The sequence below is a fragment of the Streptomyces sp. NPDC048416 genome, assembly GCF_043200435.1.
In the GTDB taxonomy this organism is placed as follows: Bacteria; Actinomycetota; Actinomycetes; order Streptomycetales; family Streptomycetaceae; genus Streptomyces.
On the sequence record NZ_JBICXU010000024.1, the window covers coordinates 55,275 to 75,079 of the forward strand.

A 19,805-nucleotide genomic window follows, 5' to 3' on the forward strand; every position below is an offset into this window, starting at 1 on the left:
GCCACCGCGTCGTCCTTGACGTACGGCGGTGATCACGCGGTGAACGCCTGGGCATCGACCAACCTGGCCAATATGGATGATCATCCTGTGGCGGCGCTCATCGCCTCCCCCTTCCTGTTCGGCGCCGATCCCTGGGCCTGCCTGCGCAGCATCGCTTTCACCGGGGCCATGCTGGCGTTGCTCGTCATCCGGTTCGCCACCATGCGGGCGATCGCGCTGATCATGGTCGGCCACGTCCTCGGCACACTGGTGAGCGAAGGGCTGCTGGCAGCACGGATCGCGGCCGGCCACGCAGACCCGGCGCTACGTACGACGCTGGACGTCGGCCCGTCCTACGTGATCATCTCGGCCATGGCCGCCGTGGTGACAGCTGGGGCCCGGCGGTGGCACCGATGGACCGCGCTCGCCGCGCTCGCGGTGCGCGCACCGCACATCGCGAACGGCCTGACCACGCTGGGGGTCACTGCCGTCGGCCACCTGACAGCACTGTCCACCGGCCTGCTGCTGGCGTGGGGTCTGCGGTCGTCCGAAGCCCGCAACCGCTGCCTGCGCCGACCGACGTCACGCGCAGCGCGGCTTCGGACAGAGGGGCGTACCAAGGGCCGCGTGCCTCGTGCAGGGTATGGGCGGGTGAGCGGCGCCGCGCGCCGGCAAGTCAGGGCCTCGAGCAGCCCGACCGGCAGGTCCGAGCACGTGATGACGCGAACGCGCGCCACGTCGGCTACCGCCCGGCGTCCTCCTTCAGCATGTCGGCGCACTTCTCACCGATCATCATCGTCGTGATGCACGGATTGACGGTGACGAGATCCGGCATCGCGGAGCCATCGGCGACTCGCAGGCCCTGGATTCCCTTGACGCGCAGGCGGGCGTCGAGAGGGGCGGTGGGGTCGTTGTCCGCGCCCATCTTCACGGTGCAGGACGGGTGGTAGACCGTGTTGTGCGTGGTGGCGATGTAGTGGAGCAGTTCGTCGTCGGTGCGTACGTCGGGGCCCGGGGCCAGCTCGGCGCCCGTCCAGGGCGCGAGGGCGGGCTGCGCTGCGATCTCGCGGGCCAGCCGCAGCCCGTACGTCATCACCCGCACGTCGTGCTCGTCCGTGAAGTACCGGGGATCGACACGTGGCTTGTCGCGGAAGTCGCGGGTGCGCAGCCGTACGGTGCCGCGGGAGCGGGCGCGTGTGACGTTCGGGGTGAGGCAGAAGGCGTTCTCGCTCGTCGGGTAGCCCCGCCGGTAGGTGTTCATGTCGAACGGCATCGAGCCGTAGTGGAACATCAGGTCCGGCCGGTCAAGGCCCGGGCTGGTGTCGACGAAGATGCCGATCTCCCACCACTGCTGGGACGTGGTCACCATGGGCTGTTCGGCCTCCCACATGATGACGCCCTCCGGGTGGTCCTGAAGGTTCTCCCCGACGCCCGGGGCGTCAAGGACCACGTCCACGCCCACGTCCCGCAGATGGGCGGCCGGGCCGATGCCCGAGAGCATCAGCAGTTTCGGTGTGTCGATCGCGCCGCAGCTCACGATCGTCTCGCGGCGCGCGGTGACCGTACGGGAGTGCACCAGGTCCGGATCGAGGTAGGCGGCGCCCCTGCAGCGCCGGTCGGCGTCGATGAGCAGGTGCTTGGCGCGGACTCCGGTGCGCACCTCCAGGTTCGGGCGCTTGCCCAGGACCGGGTGCACATAGGCGACCGAGGCCGACTGGCGCATGTTGTTCTCGTCGGAGTTGATCTGGAACCAGCCCGCGCCGCGCAGGACCGTGGTGCCCGTGTTGAAGGTGGTGGTGGGGATGGAGGCCTGGGCACATGCCTCCAACAGGGCTGCGCCACAAGGGTCGTTGGGCTGTACGGTGCGGATCTTCACCGGTCCGGTGCGGCCGTGGTGGTCGCCGGGGCCGTCATTGGTCTCCAGACGCCGGTAGAGCGGGAAGGTGTCGGCCGCGCCCCAGCCCGAGCAGCCCGCCGCCTCCCACGCGTCCAGGTCCTCGGCGGGCGCCCAGAAGGCGATGCAGGAGTTGTGCGAGGAACAGCCGCCCAGTACGCGGGCGCGGGCATGCCGCATATAGCTGTTGCCGTGCTCCTGCGGCTCCACGGGGTAGTCCCAGTCGTAGCCGGACTCCAGGAGCCCCATCCAGCGCTCCAGGCGCAGGACGTTGTCGTCGCCGACATCGCTCGGTCCCGCTTCCAGGAGGCAGACCGTGACCGAGGGGTCCTCGCTCAGCCGGGCGGCGACGACGCAGCCGGCGGTGCCGCCGCCGACCACCACATAGTCGAACTCGTCCACGTCTGCTCCTTGGCTGCGTATGCGGGGGCGGGCCGGATGGGCCCGCGCGCCGGTCGGGGGCTCCTACGGTGCGCCGTGGGCCATGGGTTCCGAGGGGCCATCGGAGGAGTGCTCGGCGAGCACACCGGTCTGCTTGCGCTGCACGAACCAGTAGTAGAGGAAGCCACCGACCCCGACGACGCCGACGAACAGGACGCCACCCCAGCGCAGGTACCAGTGCTGCGGCCCGGTCGCGTTGTAGACGGCGGCACGCGGCCACAGCAGGTTGACGGTCATGGCAGCGCCCCACAGCACGGCCAGGATGTTGACGGGGATCCCGAGGCGGCCCAGCGAGAAGCGGCCGGGCGAGGTCGTCCAGCGGCCGCGCAGCCGCTGGACCAGCAGGGGGAGCGTCACCAGCAGATAGGCGATGTAGATCATCACGATGGCGATGCTGGTGACGACGGAGAAGATCTGCGGCTGGTTGATGTTGACGACCAGGATCGCGATGGCCACGACCCCGATCAGGCACGTGGCGAGCACCGGCGTCTGGAAGCGGGGGCTGAGCCGTGCCAGCTTCGAGCCGCCCGGCAGGTTGTTGTCGCGGGCCATCGCGAACGCGAGGCGCAGCCCCGCCGTCTGCACCGACAGCGCGCACACGGTGATGGCGATGACGACGCACCACAGCACGACCACGCCGACGGTGTGGCCGAGCGCGGCCTTGACCACGTACTGGAGGCCATCCACGGACAGCTCTTTCGCATGCAGATCCGGGGCGGCGAGCAGCGCGAAGAGCAGGATCAGGCCGCCGAGGAGGAAAGAGGCGGTGAGGGCGCGCAGGATGGCGCGCGGCGCGTTGCGTGCGGGGTCGATGGATTCCTCGCCGAGTGAGGAGGCCGTGTCGAAGCCGTACATGACGTACGCCGATGCGAGTGAGGCGGTGAGGAACGCGCCGAGGTAGCCGAGCGACTGTCCCTGTCCGTAGCCGTCGGTCTGCACGATGGCGCTCGGGCCGCGGGTGATGTGCGCGGCGAGCAGGATGACGAGGACGACGGCCGCGACGAGTTCGATGAAGACGCCCGCGGAGTTGATGGTGGCCATCAGTTTGACGCCGAACGCGTTCACCAGGGTGGTGAACAGGATCAGGATCGTGCCGAGCAGCACCGCGTTGGCGGCCTTGTCGTACTTGCCCGTGCCGTCGCCGACGACCTGGAAGAAGCTGGAGATCTGAGGGAGCGTCAGCTGGTAGGCGAGGGCCACGGCGGCGAGCGAGACCATTGTCGCGACCGTCATCATCCAGCCCGCGAGCCAGCCGACGTGGGGGCCGCCGGAGTGCTTGGACCAGTTGTAGACCGACCCCGCGACGGGAAAGCGGGCGGCGAGCTCGCAGAAGCACAGGGCCACCATCAGCTGGCCGAGGAAGACCATGGGCCAGGACCACCAGTAGGTGGGGCCGCCGAAGCTGACGCCGAAGTAGAACAGCTGGAAGGTGCCGGTCAGGATGGAGATGTAGCTGATGCCGGCGGCGAAGGTGTGGAAGTTGCCGAGGGTCCGCTTGAGGCCGGGCTTGTAGCCGAGCTCGGTGAGCGCCGCGTCCTGGTCCAGGGACGCGTTGCTGGCCGGCTCGTCCGGGCCGGGCGGGATGTCCGCCATGACAGGTCTCCTCGTTCCGTACGGGCAGGGCGCAGGCAGTGGCAGGCGGTGGTCAGTCGAACCAGCGCTGTGGCTCTGCCGCGGTGTTGCGCCAGATGTGTTTGGCCTCGGTGTACTCGGCGAGCCCGGCGGGACCCAGCTCGCGTCCCACTCCGGACTGCTTCATACCGCCCCATTCGGCCTGCGGGACGTACGGGTGGAAGTCGTTGATCCAGACCGTGCCGACCCGCAGGCCCGCGGCCACCCGGTGCGCGCGGCCCTCGTCCGTCGTCCACACGGCGCCCGCAAGGCCGTACACGGTGTCGTTGGCGAGCGCCAGCGCCTCGGCCTCGCCGTGGAACCGTTCGACCGTCACGACCGGGCCGAACGACTCGTCCTGCACGACGGACATCTGCGGGGTGCACTCGTCGAGGATGGTGGGCGGGTAGTAGAAGCCGTCGGCGAGCGCCGGATCGTCGGGCCGGGCCCCGCCGAGCCGCAGCACGGCGCCTTCGGCGACACCGGCGGCGACGTACGCCTCGACCTTGTCGCGGTGCGCGGCCGAGATGAGGGGCCCGGTGCGGGCGTGCTCGTCGAAGGGGCCGCCCATGCGGATCCGCCCGGCGCGTGCGGCGAGCTCGTCGACGAAGCGGTCGTGCAGCTCGTCCTCGACCAGGAGGCGGGCACCGGCCGAGCAGACCTGCCCCGAGTGCAGGAAGACAGCCATGAGCGCGTAGTCGACGGCGGTGTCGAAATCGGCGTCGGCGAAGACGATGTTGGGGTTCTTGCCGCCGAGTTCGAGGGCGATCTTCTTCACGGTGGGGGCGGCGGCGGCCATGATGTGCCGCCCCGTGGCCAGGCCACCGGTGAAGGAGACCAGATCGACCCGCTCGTCCGTGGTCAGTGGCGCGCCGACCACCGCTCCGGTGCCGAGCACCAGGTTGGCGGCCCCTTCCGGCAGTCCGGCCTCCTGGAGGAGCCGCATCAGCATGATCGCGGTGTGCGGCGTCAGCTCGCTCGGCTTGAGGACGAAGGTGTTGCCCGCGGCCAGCGCGGGCGCGACCTTCCAGGCGGTCTGCAGCAACGGGTAGTTCCAGGGCGTGATCAGAGTGCAGACGCCGACGGGTTCATGGACGACGCGGCTGTCGACGGACGGGGTGCCCGTGTCGACGATCCGGTCACCGCCGCCGGCCGCCACGAGGGTGCCGAAGTAGCGGAAGCAGTTCGCGATGTCGTCCATGTCGTACTCCGACTCGACGAGGCGCTTGCCGGTGTCGAGCGATTCGGCACGGGCGAAGTCCGCCTTGTCGCGTACGAGGAGGTCGGCGACGCGGAGCAGCAGCGCGGCCCGGTCCATGACGGTGGTGCGCGGCCACGGACCCCGGTCGAACGCATCGCGGGCGGCGGCCACGGCGGCGGCCGCATCCTGCGGGCCGGCCTCGTCCACCTGGGCGACCAGGGCGCCGTCGGCGGGACATCTGATCTCCCGCTTGTGCCCTTCCGCAGCCGCCGTCCACCGGCCGGCGATGAACAGCTCGGGCATGGCATCCTCCAGGTCAGGCCATACGGGGCGGTCGGCACGGGCACACCGGCCGTTGCGCAGGGGACCGCCGTCGCGACGGTCACTCGACCTGCCACACCTAACACGCCCCAGCCCCGCCCGCACGGGGGGAACGTGTCTTGCGGCGACGCGCCCGCTCGGCGATGCCCCACGGATCGCTGCGGGACAGGGACGGCGTCGGCGCCGCAGCGCCGCGCTGCTCGCAAGTCCGCCCGGACACAGGGGACATCCAGTTGCTGGAGCACGGCCCGTCGGCGCGGTGAACCGCTCTCGGCCGCCCACGGCCGCCACCTGGCGGTTCGCGCCTGGCGCCCCTCCCAAACCGGCCAACCACTTCACCGCGCGTGATCCACATCACGTTACCGGCGGTATCTGCAACTCCGTGTCGCAGGTAAATTGGCAGGAGGCGCTTGGGTGTCACCCCGGGTCTGAGCAAGCGTCAGCGCCCGAGCGGCAGCGGCCTTCGCCGTCCCTGCCCCGCTCGGGTGCCCACGAGCGAGAGCGAGGGTCACGCGATGGAGCAGCAGCACGTCGACGTCCTGGTCATCGGCGCCGGCATATCCGGCATCAGCGCCGCGTGCCACATCCTGCGGGACAACCCCGGCGCTTCGGTCGTCGTCCTTGAGCGGCGCGCCCGGGTCGGCGGCACCTGGGACCTGTTCCGCTATCCCGGCATCCGTTCCGACTCCGACATGTCCACCTTCGGGTTCGGTTTCCGCCCCTGGCGTCAGGCTCGCATTCTCGCCGGTGGCGCGGACATCCGGCAGTACGTCGAGGACGCCGCGGCCGACGCGGGGGTCCTTGGGCGCATCCGCTTCGGCCGCCGCGCGATCAGCGCCGACTTCTCGCACGCCGACGGCCGGTGGGCGGTCGAGGTGGAGGACGAGACCACCGGCCGCCGCGAGTCGTACAGGGCGGGCTACCTCGTCGGCGCGACCGGCTACTACGACTACGACGAGCCCTATCGCCCCGCGTTCCCGGGCGAGTCGGACTACCGGGGCACGCTCGTCCACCCCCAGCACTGGCCCGACAACCTCGACCACACGGGCAAGCACGTGGTCGTCATCGGATCCGGCGCCACCGCCATCACCCTGCTCCCCGCGATGGCCGACGACGCCGCGAGCATCACCATGCTCCAGCGCTCGCCCACGTACGTCCTCGCCCTGCCCGAGGTCGACCCGGTCATCACCGTCCTGCAGAAGCTGCACGCCCCGGCACGGTTGATCCACAAGATCGCCCGGACCCGCAACATCGCGCTGCAGCGCGGGAGTTACGCCTTCTGCCGTAAGTATCCCCGGCTCGCCCGCAGGGTTCTTCTCGGCCTCGTACGGGCCCGGGCCGGCAAGAGCGTCGACATGCGCCACTTCAGCCCGCGCTACAAACCCTGGGACCAACGGCTGTGCGTCGTCCCCGGCGGTGACCTCTTCAAGGTCCTCAAGAGCGGCAAGGCGGCCATCGCGACCGACCACATCGACACCTTCACCGCCGACGGCATCCGGCTGAAGTCAGGCAAGGAGCTGAAGGCCGACATCGTCATCACCGCCACCGGGCTGAGCGTGCGGCTCCTGGGCGGCATGGCCCTGACCGTCGACGGCACCCCCGTGGACGTCACGAACCGCGTGCTCTACAAGGCCGTCCTGCTGGAGGGCGTGCCCAACCTGTCCCTCGTCATCGGCTACACGAACGCCTCCTGGACCCTGAAGGCGGACCTGGCGGCCGCATACACCGCCCGCCTCCTCGCGCACATGCGGCGCCACGGGCACGACATCGCCACCCCGGTGGCCTGCGAGGCCGACCGCTCGGAGTTCTCCGTCATGGGCGAGGCGCTGACCTCCGGCTACATCGCACGGGCCGACAAGGCCATGCCGCGCCAGGGCACCCGCGACCCGTGGCGGCTGTGGAACAACTACTACCGAGACCGCGCCATGCTGCGCGACGCCGCCATCCAGGACGCCCCGCTGCGCTTCGCCAAGGCGGGATCATCCGACGCGGGCGGGGGCGCGGGCGCGGGCGCGGACACGGACGCCGAGGCCGACGCCCAGGAACCGACCCGCGCCGCCTGACCGCCCCGCGGCTCCTGCCCGGACGCCACCCGTACCGCCGCCCCGGCGCCGCGCCCCTGCACCCGGTGGCACCCGCCCCTCGCGCTGAGCCCCGCGCACCGGGCCCCGTCACTCGCGTGGCACCGGCGCCCGCCCGCAGCCCCGCCCCTCACCCCGACCCGCGCACCGTCCACAGGCCTCCCGCCGGGCGGTTCACCAGACAGACGAGACAGACGAGGACGAAGATGACCGCGCACCTGACCAGGAAGGCCTACGACGGGCGCCTGCGGACCCTGTCCGAGGGTTCCGTCAACGTCCATTTCAACGCCTTCACCGACATCCCGTGGGACGACCCCGAGTTCGCCGTGGACCCGAGCGACCCGCGCTGGGTCCTCACCTCGGCGGACGCGCTGGGCGCCCACCCCTGGTACCAGGAGCAGCCGCTGGAGGCGCGGATCCGGATCGGGATCTGGCGCTGGGCGGTGATCGCCAAGGTGGGCATGCAGTTCGAGAACCTGCTCATGCGCGGAGCCCTGGACTACGTCTATCAACTGGGCAACCGGGACCAGGAGTTCAGGTACCTCACCCACGAGGTCACCGAAGAGACCCACCACACCCAGATGTTCCAGGAACTCGTCAACCGTACCGGCGTGGACACCGCCGGCGGCAAGCGCTGGTTCCGCCAACTCAGCCGGGTCCTGCCGCTGTTCGGGTCCCTCTACCCGGAGGCGTTCTTCACCGGCATCCTGGCCGGCGAGGAACCCATCGACCACCTCCAGAAGGGGGCCCTGCGCAGCGGGGAGCCGGTGCACCCCCTGCCGCAGCGGATCATGCAGATCCACATAGCGGAGGAGGCCCGCCACATCTCCTTCGCGCACGAGTTCCTGCGCCTGCGCGTCCCGCACTTCGGCAGGGCCCGCCGCGGCGCCCTGTCCCTGCTCTTCCCGTTGATCATGCGCAGCCTGTGCGACGTCATCATGATCCCCGACCGGAGGTCCGCCGCGCAGGTCGGCATCCCGGCCTGGGTGATCAAGGACGTCTTCTGGAAGTCCGAGGCGGGACGGACCATGCTCCACGAACTCTTCTCCGACGTGCGGATGCTCGCCGAGGACATCGGCCTGATGAACAGGGCGTCCCGCCCGCTGTGGAGGGCCCTGCACATCGACGGCCGACCGGCACGCTTTCGCGGCGAGCCCGCGCCGCTCGCCGAGTGATGCCCGCGCACGCTGTGGCGACGAGCCCGCGCCGCTCGCCGGCTGAAGCCCCGCACAGGGGCCAGGGCCCCCGCGGACCCTCGCCGCGTCCTTCCCCGAAAACCCGAACGGAGACCAGCCCGCCGTGCCGTACGTCGTCACCCGATCCTGCTGCGCCGACGCCTCCTGCGTGCTGGCGTGCCCGGTCAACTGCATCCACCCCGCGCCCGGCGAACCCGGCTTCGGAAGCACGGAGATGCTGTACGTCGATCCACGTACCTGCGTGGACTGCGGCGCCTGCACCAGCGCCTGCCCCGTGGACGCGCTCAAACCCCACACGGCCCTCGGCGAGGCGGAACTGCCGTTCCTGGAGCTGAACGCCTCGTACTACAAGGAGAACGCACACGCCGACCGCGCCCCGATGCACGTGGTGCCCAGGCAACGCCGCATCCCCCAGGGCGAGTTGTCCGTCGCGGTCGTCGGCGCAGGACCGGCCGGACTGTTCGCCGCGGACGAGCTGCTGCGCCACCCCGGCACACGCGTCACCGTCTACGACCGCCTGCCGACCCCGTACGGTCTCGTGCGGGCCGGCGTCGCACCGGACCACCAGGACACCAAACACGTCACGGAACTGTTCGGGGCCATCGAGGCACAGCCCGCTTTCAGCTACCGCCTCGGGGTCGAGGTCGGAACCGACGTCACCCACGCCGACCTGCTGCGCGACCATCACGCGGTGATCTACGCGGTCGGCGCCGCGACCGACAACCGCCTCGGCATCGAGGGCGAGGACCTGTCCGGCAGCGTCTGCGCCACCGACTTCGTCGCCTGGTACAACGGTCACCCCGACCACGCGCACGACGACCACGATCTCGGCTCGCAGCGCGCGGTCGTCATCGGCAACGGCAACGTCGCCCTCGACGTCGCCCGCATCCTCACCGCCGACCCCGACGCCCTGGCCCGTACCGACATCTCCGACCGCGCGCTCGCCGCGCTGCGCGCCGGCAACGTCCGTGAGGTGGTCCTCCTCGGCCGGCGAGGACCCGCGCAGGCCGCGTTCACCGTGCCCGAACTCCTCGCGCTCGGCGCCCTCAAGGACGTGGACGTGTGTGTCGAGGGCCGGCCCGAGGTCCTGGCGCGCGGTGCCACCGAGAAGACACGGCTCCTGTCGGAGCTGGCCGCCCGGACGCCGGTGGAGGGGCGTCGCCGTATCGTGCTGCGCTTCCTCACCAGTCCGGTGCGGATCGTCGGTGACGGCGCCGTACGCGCCCTTGAGATGACCACCACCACGCTGCACACCGACGACGACGGCACCGTCCGCGCGCGGCCCACCGGCGACACCCGGACCCTGGAGACCGGCCTGGTCGTGCGCTGCGTCGGCTACCGGGCCCGTCCCGTGCCCGGCCTGCCCTTCGACGAGGACACCGCGACGGTCCCGCACGACGCCGGGCGGGTCGAGCCCGGCGTCTACGTCACGGGCTGGATCAAGCGTGGACCGACCGGCTTCATCGGGACGAACAGGACCTGCGCCCAGGAGACGGTCGCATCCCTCCTGGACGACTTCTGCGCCGGGCACCTCAACCGGCCCGTCTCCGCCGAGGGGACGGCGGGAAAGGCCTTGGGCCTGGAGGACTGGCGGGCGATCGACCGCGTGGAGCGGGCGGCAGGAGAGGCCCAGGGGCGCCCCCGCGTCAAGCTCACCGACACCGAATCCCTGCACCGCGCGGCAGCGCGACCCGTTCCGGCGGTACGCGGCTGACTGCCGCGACGTGCAGACGTCACCGGTGGCGGGGGAGCGCGGTCAGCGCCGCTCCAGGTCCGACACGCGCTGCTGCGGCGACAGTTCCACGCCCAGGTCCCGCAGTGTCGCGTCGAGGATCGCCCAGACCGAGCGGCACAGCATCGCGCGCAGCTCCTCCTCGGACTGCTCACGCCGTTCGTCGTGCGCCCACTGGTTGACCGAGGTGTCGACGAAAGCCACGATGCCGACCGCGACCGAACGGATCGGTGCCTTCGGCACCCCGAGCGCCTTGAGTACGTCTCCGAACCGCTCGCTCAGCATCAGGGCGATGGCCGTCTTGGTGTCCGCCACCAGCGAGCCGTCGCCCATGGCGTGCTCCGCGACCCCCATGTAGGCGTACAGGCGCGGGTGTTGGGCCACCCAGTCCAGGTGTGCGCCCACCACCCGGTGCACGGCGTCCTGGACGGTCCCCTCGAAGGTGAGGGTGGGCTCCATCCGTCGCATGAACGAGTCCACGACCCGTCGGCGGATCATCTCGTCCAGCGTGGCGCGGTCCTTGAAATGCCGGTAGAGCACGGACCGCGGCAGCCCCACGCGCTCCGCGAGGCGCTGCACGCGAAAGCGCGTGCCCTCCTCCTCGATGAGCGCGACGGCCGCGTCCACCAAATCGACCTGACGCTGAGCCTTGTGCTCGTCCCACCGGGTGGAGCGTCTGTCGATCTGCGGCTCTCCGCCGGTTCTGTCCGCCACCGCGTCAGGATATAGGACCGGCTCAGCGTGCCCATGGGCCCTGGCACGGGCCGGATGGCCCCGACGACCTACAGTCGATCCCATGAGTCGTTGGCAGGAATTGACCGGTGGAACCTCCGGAGGCGAGTACGCCGCGCGCTTCGAGGCGCTGGCCCGCGGCGGGAAGGACGTACACGGCGAGGCGGCGTTCTGCGCGTCGCTGGCACCGCCGGGCGCGCGGGTGCTCGACGCCGGGTGCGGCACGGGGCGGGTCATGATCCGGCTGGCCGAGCTCGGGTACGACTGCGTCGGCGTCGATCTGGACGCGTCGATGTTGGACGCCGCGCGGGAGCGGGCACCTCGACTGCCCTGGTTCCACGTCGATCTGGCCGCGTTCGATCCGGCCGCGCTCGGTGTCGCCGCCGACTTCGACCTGGTCGTCGCCGCGGGGAACGTCCTGCCGTTGGTCACACCGGGCACGGAGGCCGCGGTGGTCCAGCGGCTGGCGGCGGCCCTGCGCCCGGGCGGCCTGTTGGTCGCGGGCTTCGGCCTCGACGCCGCCCACTTGCCCGTGCCGCCGTCCCTCACGCTGGCGCAGTACGACGCCCACTGCGCCGCCGTCGGCCTCACCCTCGCGGCCCGCTTCGCCACTTGGGACGCGGCACCCTACGAGGGCGGCGGCTACGCCGTCAGCGTCCACCGCCACGACCGCTGACCGGAAGGGGGACGCAACTGGATGCCGGAGGCGCCCTCCCGGTTCGAGCCGCTGTACCGACAGGCGAGCAGGCGTTCCGCGCGTGCCGGAGACCCCTCTGATCAACCACCGGCCAAGGCGGCCTGGCGGCCTGGCGGCCTGGCGGCCTGGCGGCCTGGCGAGGTAGATCTGGAGTCCGGGCGGTCAGAGGGGGCCGACCGGGTCTAGGGGGTGTCTGGTGGATCATGGCCGGGGCTGCGGCGCCTGGCACGGCACCTCGCGGCGTTGCCGAAACGCCCCGATAGCTCCGCTATCACGACGTTCCGGCGCCTTGCGATGCACCGCACCAGGCGCCGCACCCTGACCGACCCTGATCCACCAGACACCCCCTAGAGCCCCAGGTCGAGGGCGAGGCATGAGTAGTGCTGCCAAGTACCTTCGGCGTTGTACGAGCTGTCTCCGGCGCCGGGCCGCCCGGCCTGGACGTTCTCCGTCATGTCCTCGTAGCGGATGCGCTCGGGCAGGCTGCCGAAACGGTCGTGCCGTACGGCGCCGGCGTCGTCGATGACGTCTGTGTCCATGGCCGAGCTCCATTCCGTAATCGCGGATGACGTACGGATCGCTGGTGGTGCGGCGTCTCGGTATCAGCCTGCGCCGGTCCACGTCACCAGTCAAGGGGGTGATGATCCTCGGGCGGTGGCATGCGGCCGAGGGCGGTCGCCCCTTCGAGCCGGACAGCCACCTCGGCCCAGGACGTGTGCGTGACCGAATTTGCCCTCACCTCCGCATGGTCGACATGCAAGAGTGCGTCACCGGCCGCGCCGCGCCTGCTCCTCCCCGTCGAAGCGCGATGGTGGGACCAGGGATGGCGGGCCGCGCGGCGAGCCGCTTCTCATGGCGGTCGTAACGGCACAGCGCGTCGCGATCCCGGAGCCGGGCGCGACGGCCGCCCTTGCCCTGGTCCACAGTCACCTGTCAAGATGGTGATGTGAACCTCGACCACGTCTTCGTCTGCGGCCACCCGGCCCTGGACTTCGCGGCCACGCTCCGTGCGCGGCGCTCCGTTCGGTTCGAGATGTTCGCGTCGCCGGAGCGGCTGAACGCCTGGTATTTGGAGTCCGGGCTCGTGGACACGATCACGCCCGGCACGGCAGAGGACGCCCACCAGGCGATCACCATCCGCGAAGCCCTCTACCGGCTCGTCACCAACCGCCGTCTTGGTGAGGGCTTCGACCGTGAAGCGCTCGCCGTGCTGAACGGGGCAGCCCGCGAGAACGCCGTAACACCCCAGCTCACCCTGAGCGGCCGGCACAACGAGGCGACCCCGGGCCAGGCCCTGGCGACCGTGGCCCGGGGGGCCGTCGAACTGCTCAGCGGCCCGGACGTGCCCCTCCTGAAGGAGTGCGGCAACCCGGAGTGCACGCGGGTCTACATCGACCGATCGCGGGGCATGAGGCGCCAGTGGTGCGGCATGGAGTCCTGCGGCAACAAGATCAAGGCCGCGGCTTACCGGGCCAGGCAGCGGAGCACGGCCTAGTCAAGCGACGGTGCCTCAGCGGCACCGTGGCATGACGAGCGGCCAGTTACGGCCGTGCGTACGTCGGCGAACGCCTGCCGTGTCGGCGGACCTGCTGTCACCGCGCCAGCGAGTGGCGGCCGTGCCGGGGAGGGGACAGCCGGGAAGGGGTTCACGCCGCGAGGTCTGCTTGGTTCACGTCAGCCTCTCGGACGGTGGAGGCTTGGGCAAGGAGGAGGTCGGCCGCTGCGATGGCGTCCTCCACACAGGACGTCGCGGTCACCACGCACAGAGTGGACGAGACATCTTTGAGCTGTTCTGCCGCACGGGGGTTCTGCTGGTAGGCGTGGGCAATACGAGCTTCGGCGTATTGCGCAAGAAGGAGCCGCAGGGTCTTCGGGTGGGGCGCAAGCATCTCAGGAGCCTCTCTCGCTTTTGACCACCACCTTCCCCCGCTTCCGAGTCGTATGCGCGTCGGCTCGCCCGACGGCCACCCGGTCGCACGCCCGTCCACTCGCTGAACGGACAGAAGCCGTACGAGACGAGGCCGGCCTCCCGCTTCTCGCGCCGGTGGTGCCGGCCGGGCGGTACTGCCACGGCCCACCTGGGCTGGTGCGGGTGCTGGCGATCGGCACCCGCACGTCCGGGAGCAGATGGCAACGCACCGCCGCAGACGCCGGGGGAGGGGCGTGACGGGAAGGCGGGGCGTGCCGTTCGCGGGTACCGGCTCGTGCGCGTGGTCAGCGGGCGCCGAGGAGGTGTTCGAGGGCCAGTTGGTCCAGCTGCTCGAAGGCCATGCCGCGGCGCGCGGCGGCGTCCACGTCGAACTCCTCGAAGGCGGAACGGTCCGACAGGAGCGAGGCGAGGCCGTCCTGGGCCGTGGGCAGGGCGAGGTCGGGCAGTCGGGACGCTTCGAGCGCGGCCCGGGCTTCGGGGTCGGCCCGGAACGCGCGGGACCGTTCCGCCAGCAGCAGGTAGTTGCGCATGCAGCCGGCCGCCGAGGCCCAGACGCCCTCGTAGTCCTCGGTGCGCGGGGGCTTGAAGTCGAAGTGCCGGGGACCGTCGTAGCCGGCGGACTCCAGCAGGTCCACCAGCCAGAAGGCCTGCCGCAGGTCCCCCGCGCCGAAGCGCAAATCCTGGTCGTACTTGATGCCGGACTGGCCGTTGAGATCGATGTGGAACAACTTGTCGTGCCACAGGGCCTGGGCGATGCCGTGCGGGAAGTTGAGCCCGGCCATCTGCTCGTGGCCGACCTCCGGATTGACGCCCACCAGGTCGGGCCGCTCCAGCGCGTTGATGAACGCCAGGGCGTGGCCGAGCGTGGGCAGCAGGATGTCGCCCCGCGGCTCGTTGGGCTTGGGTTCGATCGCGAAGCGCAGGTCGTAGCCCTGCTCCTCGACGTACTCGCCCAGGAGGTCGAAGGCCTCCTTCAGTCGGTCGAGCGCGGTGCGTACGTCCTTGGCCGCGCCCGACTCGGCGCCCTCGCGACCGCCCCACGCGACGTAGACCGAGGCGCCGAGATCCACGGCCAGGTCGATGTTGCGGATCGTCTTGCGCAGCGCATAGCGGCGTACGTCTCGGTCGTTTGCGGTGAAGGCCCCGTCCTTGAACACCGGGTGGGTGAACAGGTTGGTGGTGGCCATGGGGACCTTCAGACCGGCGGAGTCGAGCGCGGAGCGGAAGCGTTTGACGGCCTGCTCGCGGCCCGCCTCGCCGGCGCCGAACGGGATCAGGTCGTCGTCGTGGAAGGTGACGCCGTAGGCGCCGAGTTCGGCAAGCCGCTGGACGGTCTCGACCGGGTCGAGGGCGGCGCGGGTCGCGTCGCCGAAGGGGTCGCGACCCTGCCAGCCGACGGTCCACAGGCCGAAGGCGAACTTGTGCGCGGGGCGGGGAACGAGCGGGTCGCTGGACATGGAGCGGCTCCGGATCCGTGCGAAGATAGTTTGTCAGGACTCTCAACAAATTAGCGGGCCGGGACGTCGGAAGAAACCCCTTCATCGGAGGAACGCATGGCTGAGCAGCGCGGCGTGATCGGCGTCGACAGCTCGACGCAGTCCACCAAGGCCCTCGCCGTCGACATCGACACCGGAGCGATCCTGGGCCGGGGCCGTGCCGCGCACACCGTCAGCGAAGACCGCGGCCGCGAGAGCGACCCCGGCCAGTGGTGGAACGCGCTGGGCGAGGCCGTGGCCAAAACGGGCTGGGCGGACCGTGCGGCCGCCGTCTCGGTCGCCGGCCAGCAGCACGGTCTTGTCACCCTCGACGAGGGCGGCCAGCCCGTCCGCCCGGCACTGCTCTGGAACGACGTCCGAGCCGCGCCTCAGGCCGCCGAGTTGCGGGCCGCGATCGGCGACGCGGAACTCGCCCGCCGCACGGGCAGCGTCCCGACGGCCGCCTTCACCGCCGCCAAGTGGGCCTGGCTGCGCGCCCACGAGCCCGCCGCCGCGGACCGGGTCGCGGCCGTGCGGCTTCCCCACGACTTCCTGACGGAGCGGCTGACCGGGGAGGCGGTCACCGACCGCGGCGACGCCTCGGGAACCGGCTGGTGGGGGCCGGACGGGTACGACCGCGACATCCTCGCCCGCATCGGCCTCGACCCGCACCTGCTGCCGCAGGTCCTCCCCCCGGGCACGCGGGCCGGCGTCGTCCGCCCCGGCACGCCGCTGCGCCCGGGCACGCCGGTGGCCACCGGCACCGGAGACAACATGGCCGCGGCCCTCGGGCTCGGCCTGCTCCCGGGCCGGCCGGTGCTCAGCCTCGGCACCTCCGGCACCGTCTACACCGTCGGCCGGATGCGCCCCGCCGACCCGAGCGGCACCGTCGCGGGCTTCGCCGACGCCCTCGGCGGCTGGCTGCCGCTGGCCTGCACCCTCAACTGCACCCTCGCCGTAGACCGGTTCGCCGCACTTCTGGGGCGCGGCCGTGACGAGGTCGAGGGCGGCGGCACCGCGGTGGTCCTGCCCTACCTGGACGGCGAGCGAACCCCCGACCTCCCCGCCGCCTCCGGACTGGTCCACGGGCTGCGCCACGACACCACGCCGGGCCAACTGCTCCAGGCCGCCTACGACGGTGCGGCCCATGCCCTGCTCGCCGCGCTGGACGGCGTGCTGCGAGCAGGAGGCGCCGACCCGACGAGCGAGGAACCGCTGCTGCTCATCGGCGGCGGCGCCCGGGGAAAGGCCTGGCAGCAAACCGTCCTGCGGCTCTCCGGCCGCCCGGTCCAGGTGCCCGACGCGCAGGAGTTGGTCGCGCTCGGCGCAGCCGCCCAGGCGGCCGCACTGCTCACCGGCGAGCCCGCCGACGCCGTGGCGCGCCGCTGGCGCACGGCCGATGGCCGGGTCCTGGAGCCGGTGAAGAAGGACGACGACACGCTCGAACGGATCGCGGATACCCTGCTCCGGGCCGGGGCCCTACAGGGTGCCCCGACCGCAGACCGGTAGGGGGCACGGCACGTGACGGTGGTCGGCAGGACGAACAGAGACGCGGGCAGCGGACCGGCGTCCCTGCAAGGCATGCGCCGACAGAACCTCGCGGTCGTCCTGGGCGCGGTCCGCGCACACAGCCCGCTCTCCCGTGCGGACGTCGCCGGACGCGTCGGACTGACCAGGGCCGCCGTCTCCTCCCTGGTCGACGAGCTCATCGAACGAGGCGCACTGACCGAGGCCCCGGCCGCGGCCAGCGGACGAGTCGGCCGCCCCGGACGGGCGCTGACCATCAGCGACCACGGCCCCGCGGGCCTCGGCCTGGAAATCGGTGCCACCCACCTCGGCGCATGCGTGGTGGACCTGCGGGGCAAGGCGCGGCTGTGGCGCAGGGTGGAACAGCCCAACGCGGACCGGCCGGCCGCGCAGGTACTGGCGGAGGCCGCAGCCCTGGCCGCCGAAGCGGAGGCCGAGGCCACCACACTCGGGCTGCGCGTCCAGGGACGCGTCATCGCCGTGCCCGGTGTCGTGCCGAACCATCCCGGCGGACTCGTCGAGCGCGCGCCCAACCTCGGCTGGCACAGCGTCCGGATCGCCCACCACTGGCCCGACCAGAACACCGTGCCCGAGCCGGAGAACGAGGCCAACCTCGGGGCGCTGGCCGAGTACTGGAACGCCGAGCAGCCCGTGGAGACCTTCGTACATGTCTCCGCGGAGACCGGCATCGGCGCCGCTCTGATCATCGACGGCCGCCTGTTCCGGGGAGCCCGCGGTTTCGCCGGTGAACTCGGCCACATCCCCGTCCAGCCGGACGGCCCCCGCTGCACCTGCGGCTCCCGCGGCTGCCTGGAGCAGTACGCGGGCAAGGCGGCCGTGCTGGCCGAGGCCGGCCTCGGCCGGCACAGCGACCCGGTCGCCCTGCTGGCCGAGCGGGCAGGCGCCGGGCACGCGCCAACCCTGCGGGCCTTGGACCGCGCGGGCAACGCACTCGGCCTCGCCCTCGCATCCGCCGTGGACCTCATCGACCCCGACGCCCTCGTCCTCGGCGGCGCGTATGCCGAACTCGCCGAGTGGCTGCTGCCGTCCGTACGCGCCGAACTGGCCGCCCGGGTCGTCGTACGACCCTGGGCCCCCGAGGCGCTGCGCCCCTCAGCGCTGGGCCGGCGCGGCCCCCTGCTGGGTGCGGCGATGACGACGGTCCGCCGGATCATGGCGGATCCGACCCAGCTGTCGGTCGACTGACCCAGGTCCACGGCTCCGTTGACGGAAGGGGGGAACTCTGCATCGTTTCGGGCATCCACGATCGACAGACCGACAACTCCGCCAGCAAGGCGGCGCGTTGACCGTGAGAGGGTTGATGTCATGACAGTTGGGGCGGAGTTGGGCAGCGAGGTTGCACTTGAGACGAGTCGTCTGCGGCTCAGGCCTTGGCGGGTGGCGGAGGCCGTCGTCCAGCGTGAGCTGTGGGCCGAGCGTGATCCACGAGTGCCGCCGCACCGTCGAATCGATGCGGACGGGCACCCCACGGTCGCGGAGCTTGAGGATTCGATCCGCACCGACCGGCTGTGGTCGGTCGGGTTGCTGGCGATCGAGCGAAAGGCCTCTGGTGACGTCATCGGCTACTGCGGGCTCGTCGACAGCGGGCGAGGGCCGGCAGGGGAACCGGAGCTGGCGTTCGAGCTGCTGCGCCGAGTGTGGTGTCAGGGCTATGCGACCGAGGCCGCGGTGGCGGTTCTGGATTGGGCGAGATCGTCGGGGCGCGAACGTCTGTGGGCCACGGTCTGGGACTGGAACACCGCTTCGCGCCGTGTGCTGACCAAGCTCGGGTTCACCGAGACAGAGCGGAAGGAAGTGGACGCGGTACACGGCACCACGCTGTTCACCACGAGACGGCTCTGACACCCCCGGACGTCCGGCCGTGCGGACGGCTTCGCGCAGTGCTCGCAGAGGACAAGCGGGCCCCTTCCGTCGGCGAGCGAAAGCGGATGCGGCACCGGCTCCACGCCGGGGCGTTCGGGATGCGCGTGGCGCCCGCACGGGCCGCGGCCCACAACTGCTCGCCCGGCGAATTCAGGGCGTTCGCAAGCCGCTGGTACGCAACGGCTGGTCCTGCCAGATCCCGGCCCGACGCGCGATGGAGCGCGACGAGGAGACGGTGGCCGGGTGGGCCAAGGAGGTGTGGCCCTGCGCAGAAGGCTGATGCACGGGTCGTGAACCGGATGAACGATCATCGTGAGATGGATACGGGTATGTGGCCGGTGCTTCCGGACGAGGAACGTGATCAATGGGACTACCTCCCCGGGCGGACCCTGGGGCCGCTGCGCATGGACATGCACCAGGAAGAGGTCATCGCGGCCCTGGCCGCCCACGGCTTCAACACCCGGCCTGACGGATACCGCCCGGGGTGGGACGCTGTGCGCTTCGCCAAGGAGGACACCCCCACGAGCCAGGCGCCGGTGGAGTGCTACTTCCATGCGGACCGGGAGCTGGCCTATGTCCTGGTCGACGGACGCGTCGGCCCTCAGGTGAACTGCCGGGGGATCCGGCTCATCGGCCGTGTGCCTTCGCAGCTCGCGCAGGAAATGGAAGCCCACGCCATCGAGTACGACACCGGATTGCGGCTCAGTCCCACTGGCGACCTTGTCTGCGACGGCTTCCAACTCGAAGTCGGCGCCCAGCGCGCCGGTGACAACGTCGTGTCCTGGGCCCTGTTCTTCGTCGCGGGAGATGACCACTCCGTCACGCGTGACGCCGCACCCCAAGCGGTCTGGCACCGCTGGTAGACGACACCACGCACACCTCGCCACGTCACACGCCTTCATAAGAGGCGGAGGACGGACATCGTGGACTCGTGCCGGATGGGTCATCCCTTACGACATCGCGAGTTCAACCTCAGCAGTACTCCAGCTGTAGATCGCGATCGTGGCGCCGTGAGACGCTGCCCCCGTGATCGGCAGATTGCAGTGTGTGGTGTTGGACTGTGCCGATGTCGTTGAGCTGTCCCGGTTCTACCAGTCGCTTCTC

18 protein-coding genes are annotated in these 19,805 nt (G+C 71.2%); 11 read left to right on the top strand and 7 right to left on the bottom strand.

Going from position 1 to position 19,805, the window contains the following annotated elements; genetic code table 11:
* Positions 1-15 precede the first annotated feature (15 nt).
* Positions 16-783 (top strand): rhomboid-like protein, encoded by a 768-nt coding sequence (locus tag ACGFW5_RS25920; protein ID WP_393836675.1) that lies wholly within the window; start codon positions 16-18, stop codon positions 781-783.
* Here ACGFW5_RS25920 and ACGFW5_RS25925 read toward each other — a convergent pair.
* The 3 genes from ACGFW5_RS25925 to ACGFW5_RS25935 form a co-directional block, all read right to left on the bottom strand.
* A complete protein-coding gene (locus ACGFW5_RS25925; RefSeq protein WP_393836676.1) occupies positions 722-2,275 on the bottom strand; it encodes a GMC family oxidoreductase in 1,554 nt (517 codons plus the stop codon). The two genes, ACGFW5_RS25920 and ACGFW5_RS25925, sit on opposite strands and share 62 nt — an antisense overlap.
* 63 nt (positions 2,276-2,338) lie before the next feature.
* Positions 2,339-3,907: an APC family permease gene (locus ACGFW5_RS25930; protein ID WP_393836677.1), complete on the bottom strand. Its 1,569-nt coding sequence runs from the start codon at positions 3,905-3,907 to the stop codon at positions 2,339-2,341.
* Between the two features lie 52 nt (positions 3,908-3,959).
* Positions 3,960-5,429, bottom strand: a complete 1,470-nt coding sequence (locus ACGFW5_RS25935) for an aldehyde dehydrogenase family protein (RefSeq protein WP_393836678.1) — start codon at positions 5,427-5,429, stop codon at positions 3,960-3,962.
* Positions 5,430-5,962: 533 nt separating this feature from the next.
* Between ACGFW5_RS25935 and ACGFW5_RS25940 the strand changes: the two genes are divergently transcribed.
* The 3 genes from ACGFW5_RS25940 (at position 5,963) to ACGFW5_RS25950 (ending at position 10,438) form a co-directional block, all read left to right on the top strand.
* Entirely contained in the window at positions 5,963-7,510 is a 1,548-nt protein-coding gene (locus tag ACGFW5_RS25940) for a flavin-containing monooxygenase (RefSeq protein WP_393836679.1), read from the top strand.
* A gap of 224 nt (positions 7,511-7,734) precedes the next feature.
* Positions 7,735-8,703 carry a diiron oxygenase gene (locus ACGFW5_RS25945; protein ID WP_393836680.1) on the top strand — a complete coding sequence of 323 codons (969 nt, stop codon included), beginning with the start codon at positions 7,735-7,737 and terminating at the stop codon, positions 8,701-8,703.
* A 124-nt stretch (positions 8,704-8,827) separates the two neighbouring features.
* Complete coding sequence (locus tag ACGFW5_RS25950) at positions 8,828-10,438, top strand: FAD-dependent oxidoreductase (RefSeq protein WP_393836681.1); 1,611 nt, start codon at positions 8,828-8,830, stop codon at positions 10,436-10,438.
* Between the two features lie 42 nt (positions 10,439-10,480).
* Here the strand turns inward: ACGFW5_RS25950 and ACGFW5_RS25955 are convergent, their stop codons facing one another.
* Positions 10,481-11,170, bottom strand: coding sequence for a TetR/AcrR family transcriptional regulator (locus tag ACGFW5_RS25955; RefSeq protein WP_393836682.1), 690 nt, complete (start codon positions 11,168-11,170; stop codon positions 10,481-10,483).
* A gap of 82 nt (positions 11,171-11,252) precedes the next feature.
* Between ACGFW5_RS25955 and ACGFW5_RS25960 the strand changes: the two genes are divergently transcribed.
* Positions 11,253-11,864, top strand: a complete 612-nt coding sequence (locus ACGFW5_RS25960; RefSeq protein ID WP_393836683.1) for a class I SAM-dependent methyltransferase — start codon at positions 11,253-11,255, stop codon at positions 11,862-11,864.
* A gap of 368 nt (positions 11,865-12,232) precedes the next feature.
* Here ACGFW5_RS25960 and ACGFW5_RS25965 read toward each other — a convergent pair whose 3' ends face one another.
* Positions 12,233-12,424, bottom strand: a complete 192-nt coding sequence (locus tag ACGFW5_RS25965) for a hypothetical protein (RefSeq protein WP_393836684.1) — start codon at positions 12,422-12,424, stop codon at positions 12,233-12,235.
* 407 nt (positions 12,425-12,831) lie between these two features.
* On the opposite strand from ACGFW5_RS25965, the gene ACGFW5_RS25970 reads away from it, so the two are divergent.
* Positions 12,832-13,380 (top strand): CGNR zinc finger domain-containing protein, encoded by a 549-nt coding sequence (locus tag ACGFW5_RS25970; RefSeq protein WP_393836685.1) that lies wholly within the window; start codon positions 12,832-12,834, stop codon positions 13,378-13,380.
* A 151-nt stretch (positions 13,381-13,531) separates the two neighbouring features.
* Here the strand turns inward: ACGFW5_RS25970 and ACGFW5_RS25975 are convergent, their stop codons facing one another.
* Positions 13,532-13,774: a DUF5133 domain-containing protein gene (locus tag ACGFW5_RS25975; RefSeq protein WP_393836686.1), complete on the bottom strand. Its 243-nt coding sequence runs from the start codon at positions 13,772-13,774 to the stop codon at positions 13,532-13,534.
* 325 nt (positions 13,775-14,099) lie between these two features.
* Entirely contained in the window at positions 14,100-15,272 is a 1,173-nt protein-coding gene (xylA, locus tag ACGFW5_RS25980) for a xylose isomerase (RefSeq protein WP_393836687.1), read from the bottom strand.
* A gap of 96 nt (positions 15,273-15,368) precedes the next feature.
* Between xylA and xylB the strand changes: the two genes are divergently transcribed.
* From xylB to ACGFW5_RS26005, 5 genes are all read left to right on the top strand, one after another.
* A complete protein-coding gene (xylB, locus tag ACGFW5_RS25985; RefSeq protein WP_393836688.1) occupies positions 15,369-16,799 on the top strand; it encodes a xylulokinase in 1,431 nt (476 codons plus the stop codon).
* 72 nt (positions 16,800-16,871) lie between these two features.
* Positions 16,872-18,023, top strand: coding sequence for an ROK family protein (locus ACGFW5_RS25990; RefSeq protein ID WP_393836689.1), 1,152 nt, complete (start codon positions 16,872-16,874; stop codon positions 18,021-18,023).
* A 120-nt stretch (positions 18,024-18,143) separates the two neighbouring features.
* Positions 18,144-18,680, top strand: coding sequence for a GNAT family N-acetyltransferase (locus ACGFW5_RS25995; RefSeq protein WP_393836690.1), 537 nt, complete (start codon positions 18,144-18,146; stop codon positions 18,678-18,680).
* Positions 18,681-18,699: 19 nt separating this feature from the next.
* Complete coding sequence (locus tag ACGFW5_RS26000; protein ID WP_393836691.1) at positions 18,700-18,981, top strand: winged helix-turn-helix domain-containing protein; 282 nt, start codon at positions 18,700-18,702, stop codon at positions 18,979-18,981.
* Between the two features lie 37 nt (positions 18,982-19,018).
* A complete protein-coding gene (locus ACGFW5_RS26005; protein WP_393836692.1) occupies positions 19,019-19,564 on the top strand; it encodes a hypothetical protein in 546 nt (181 codons plus the stop codon).
* Positions 19,565-19,805 lie beyond the last annotated feature (241 nt).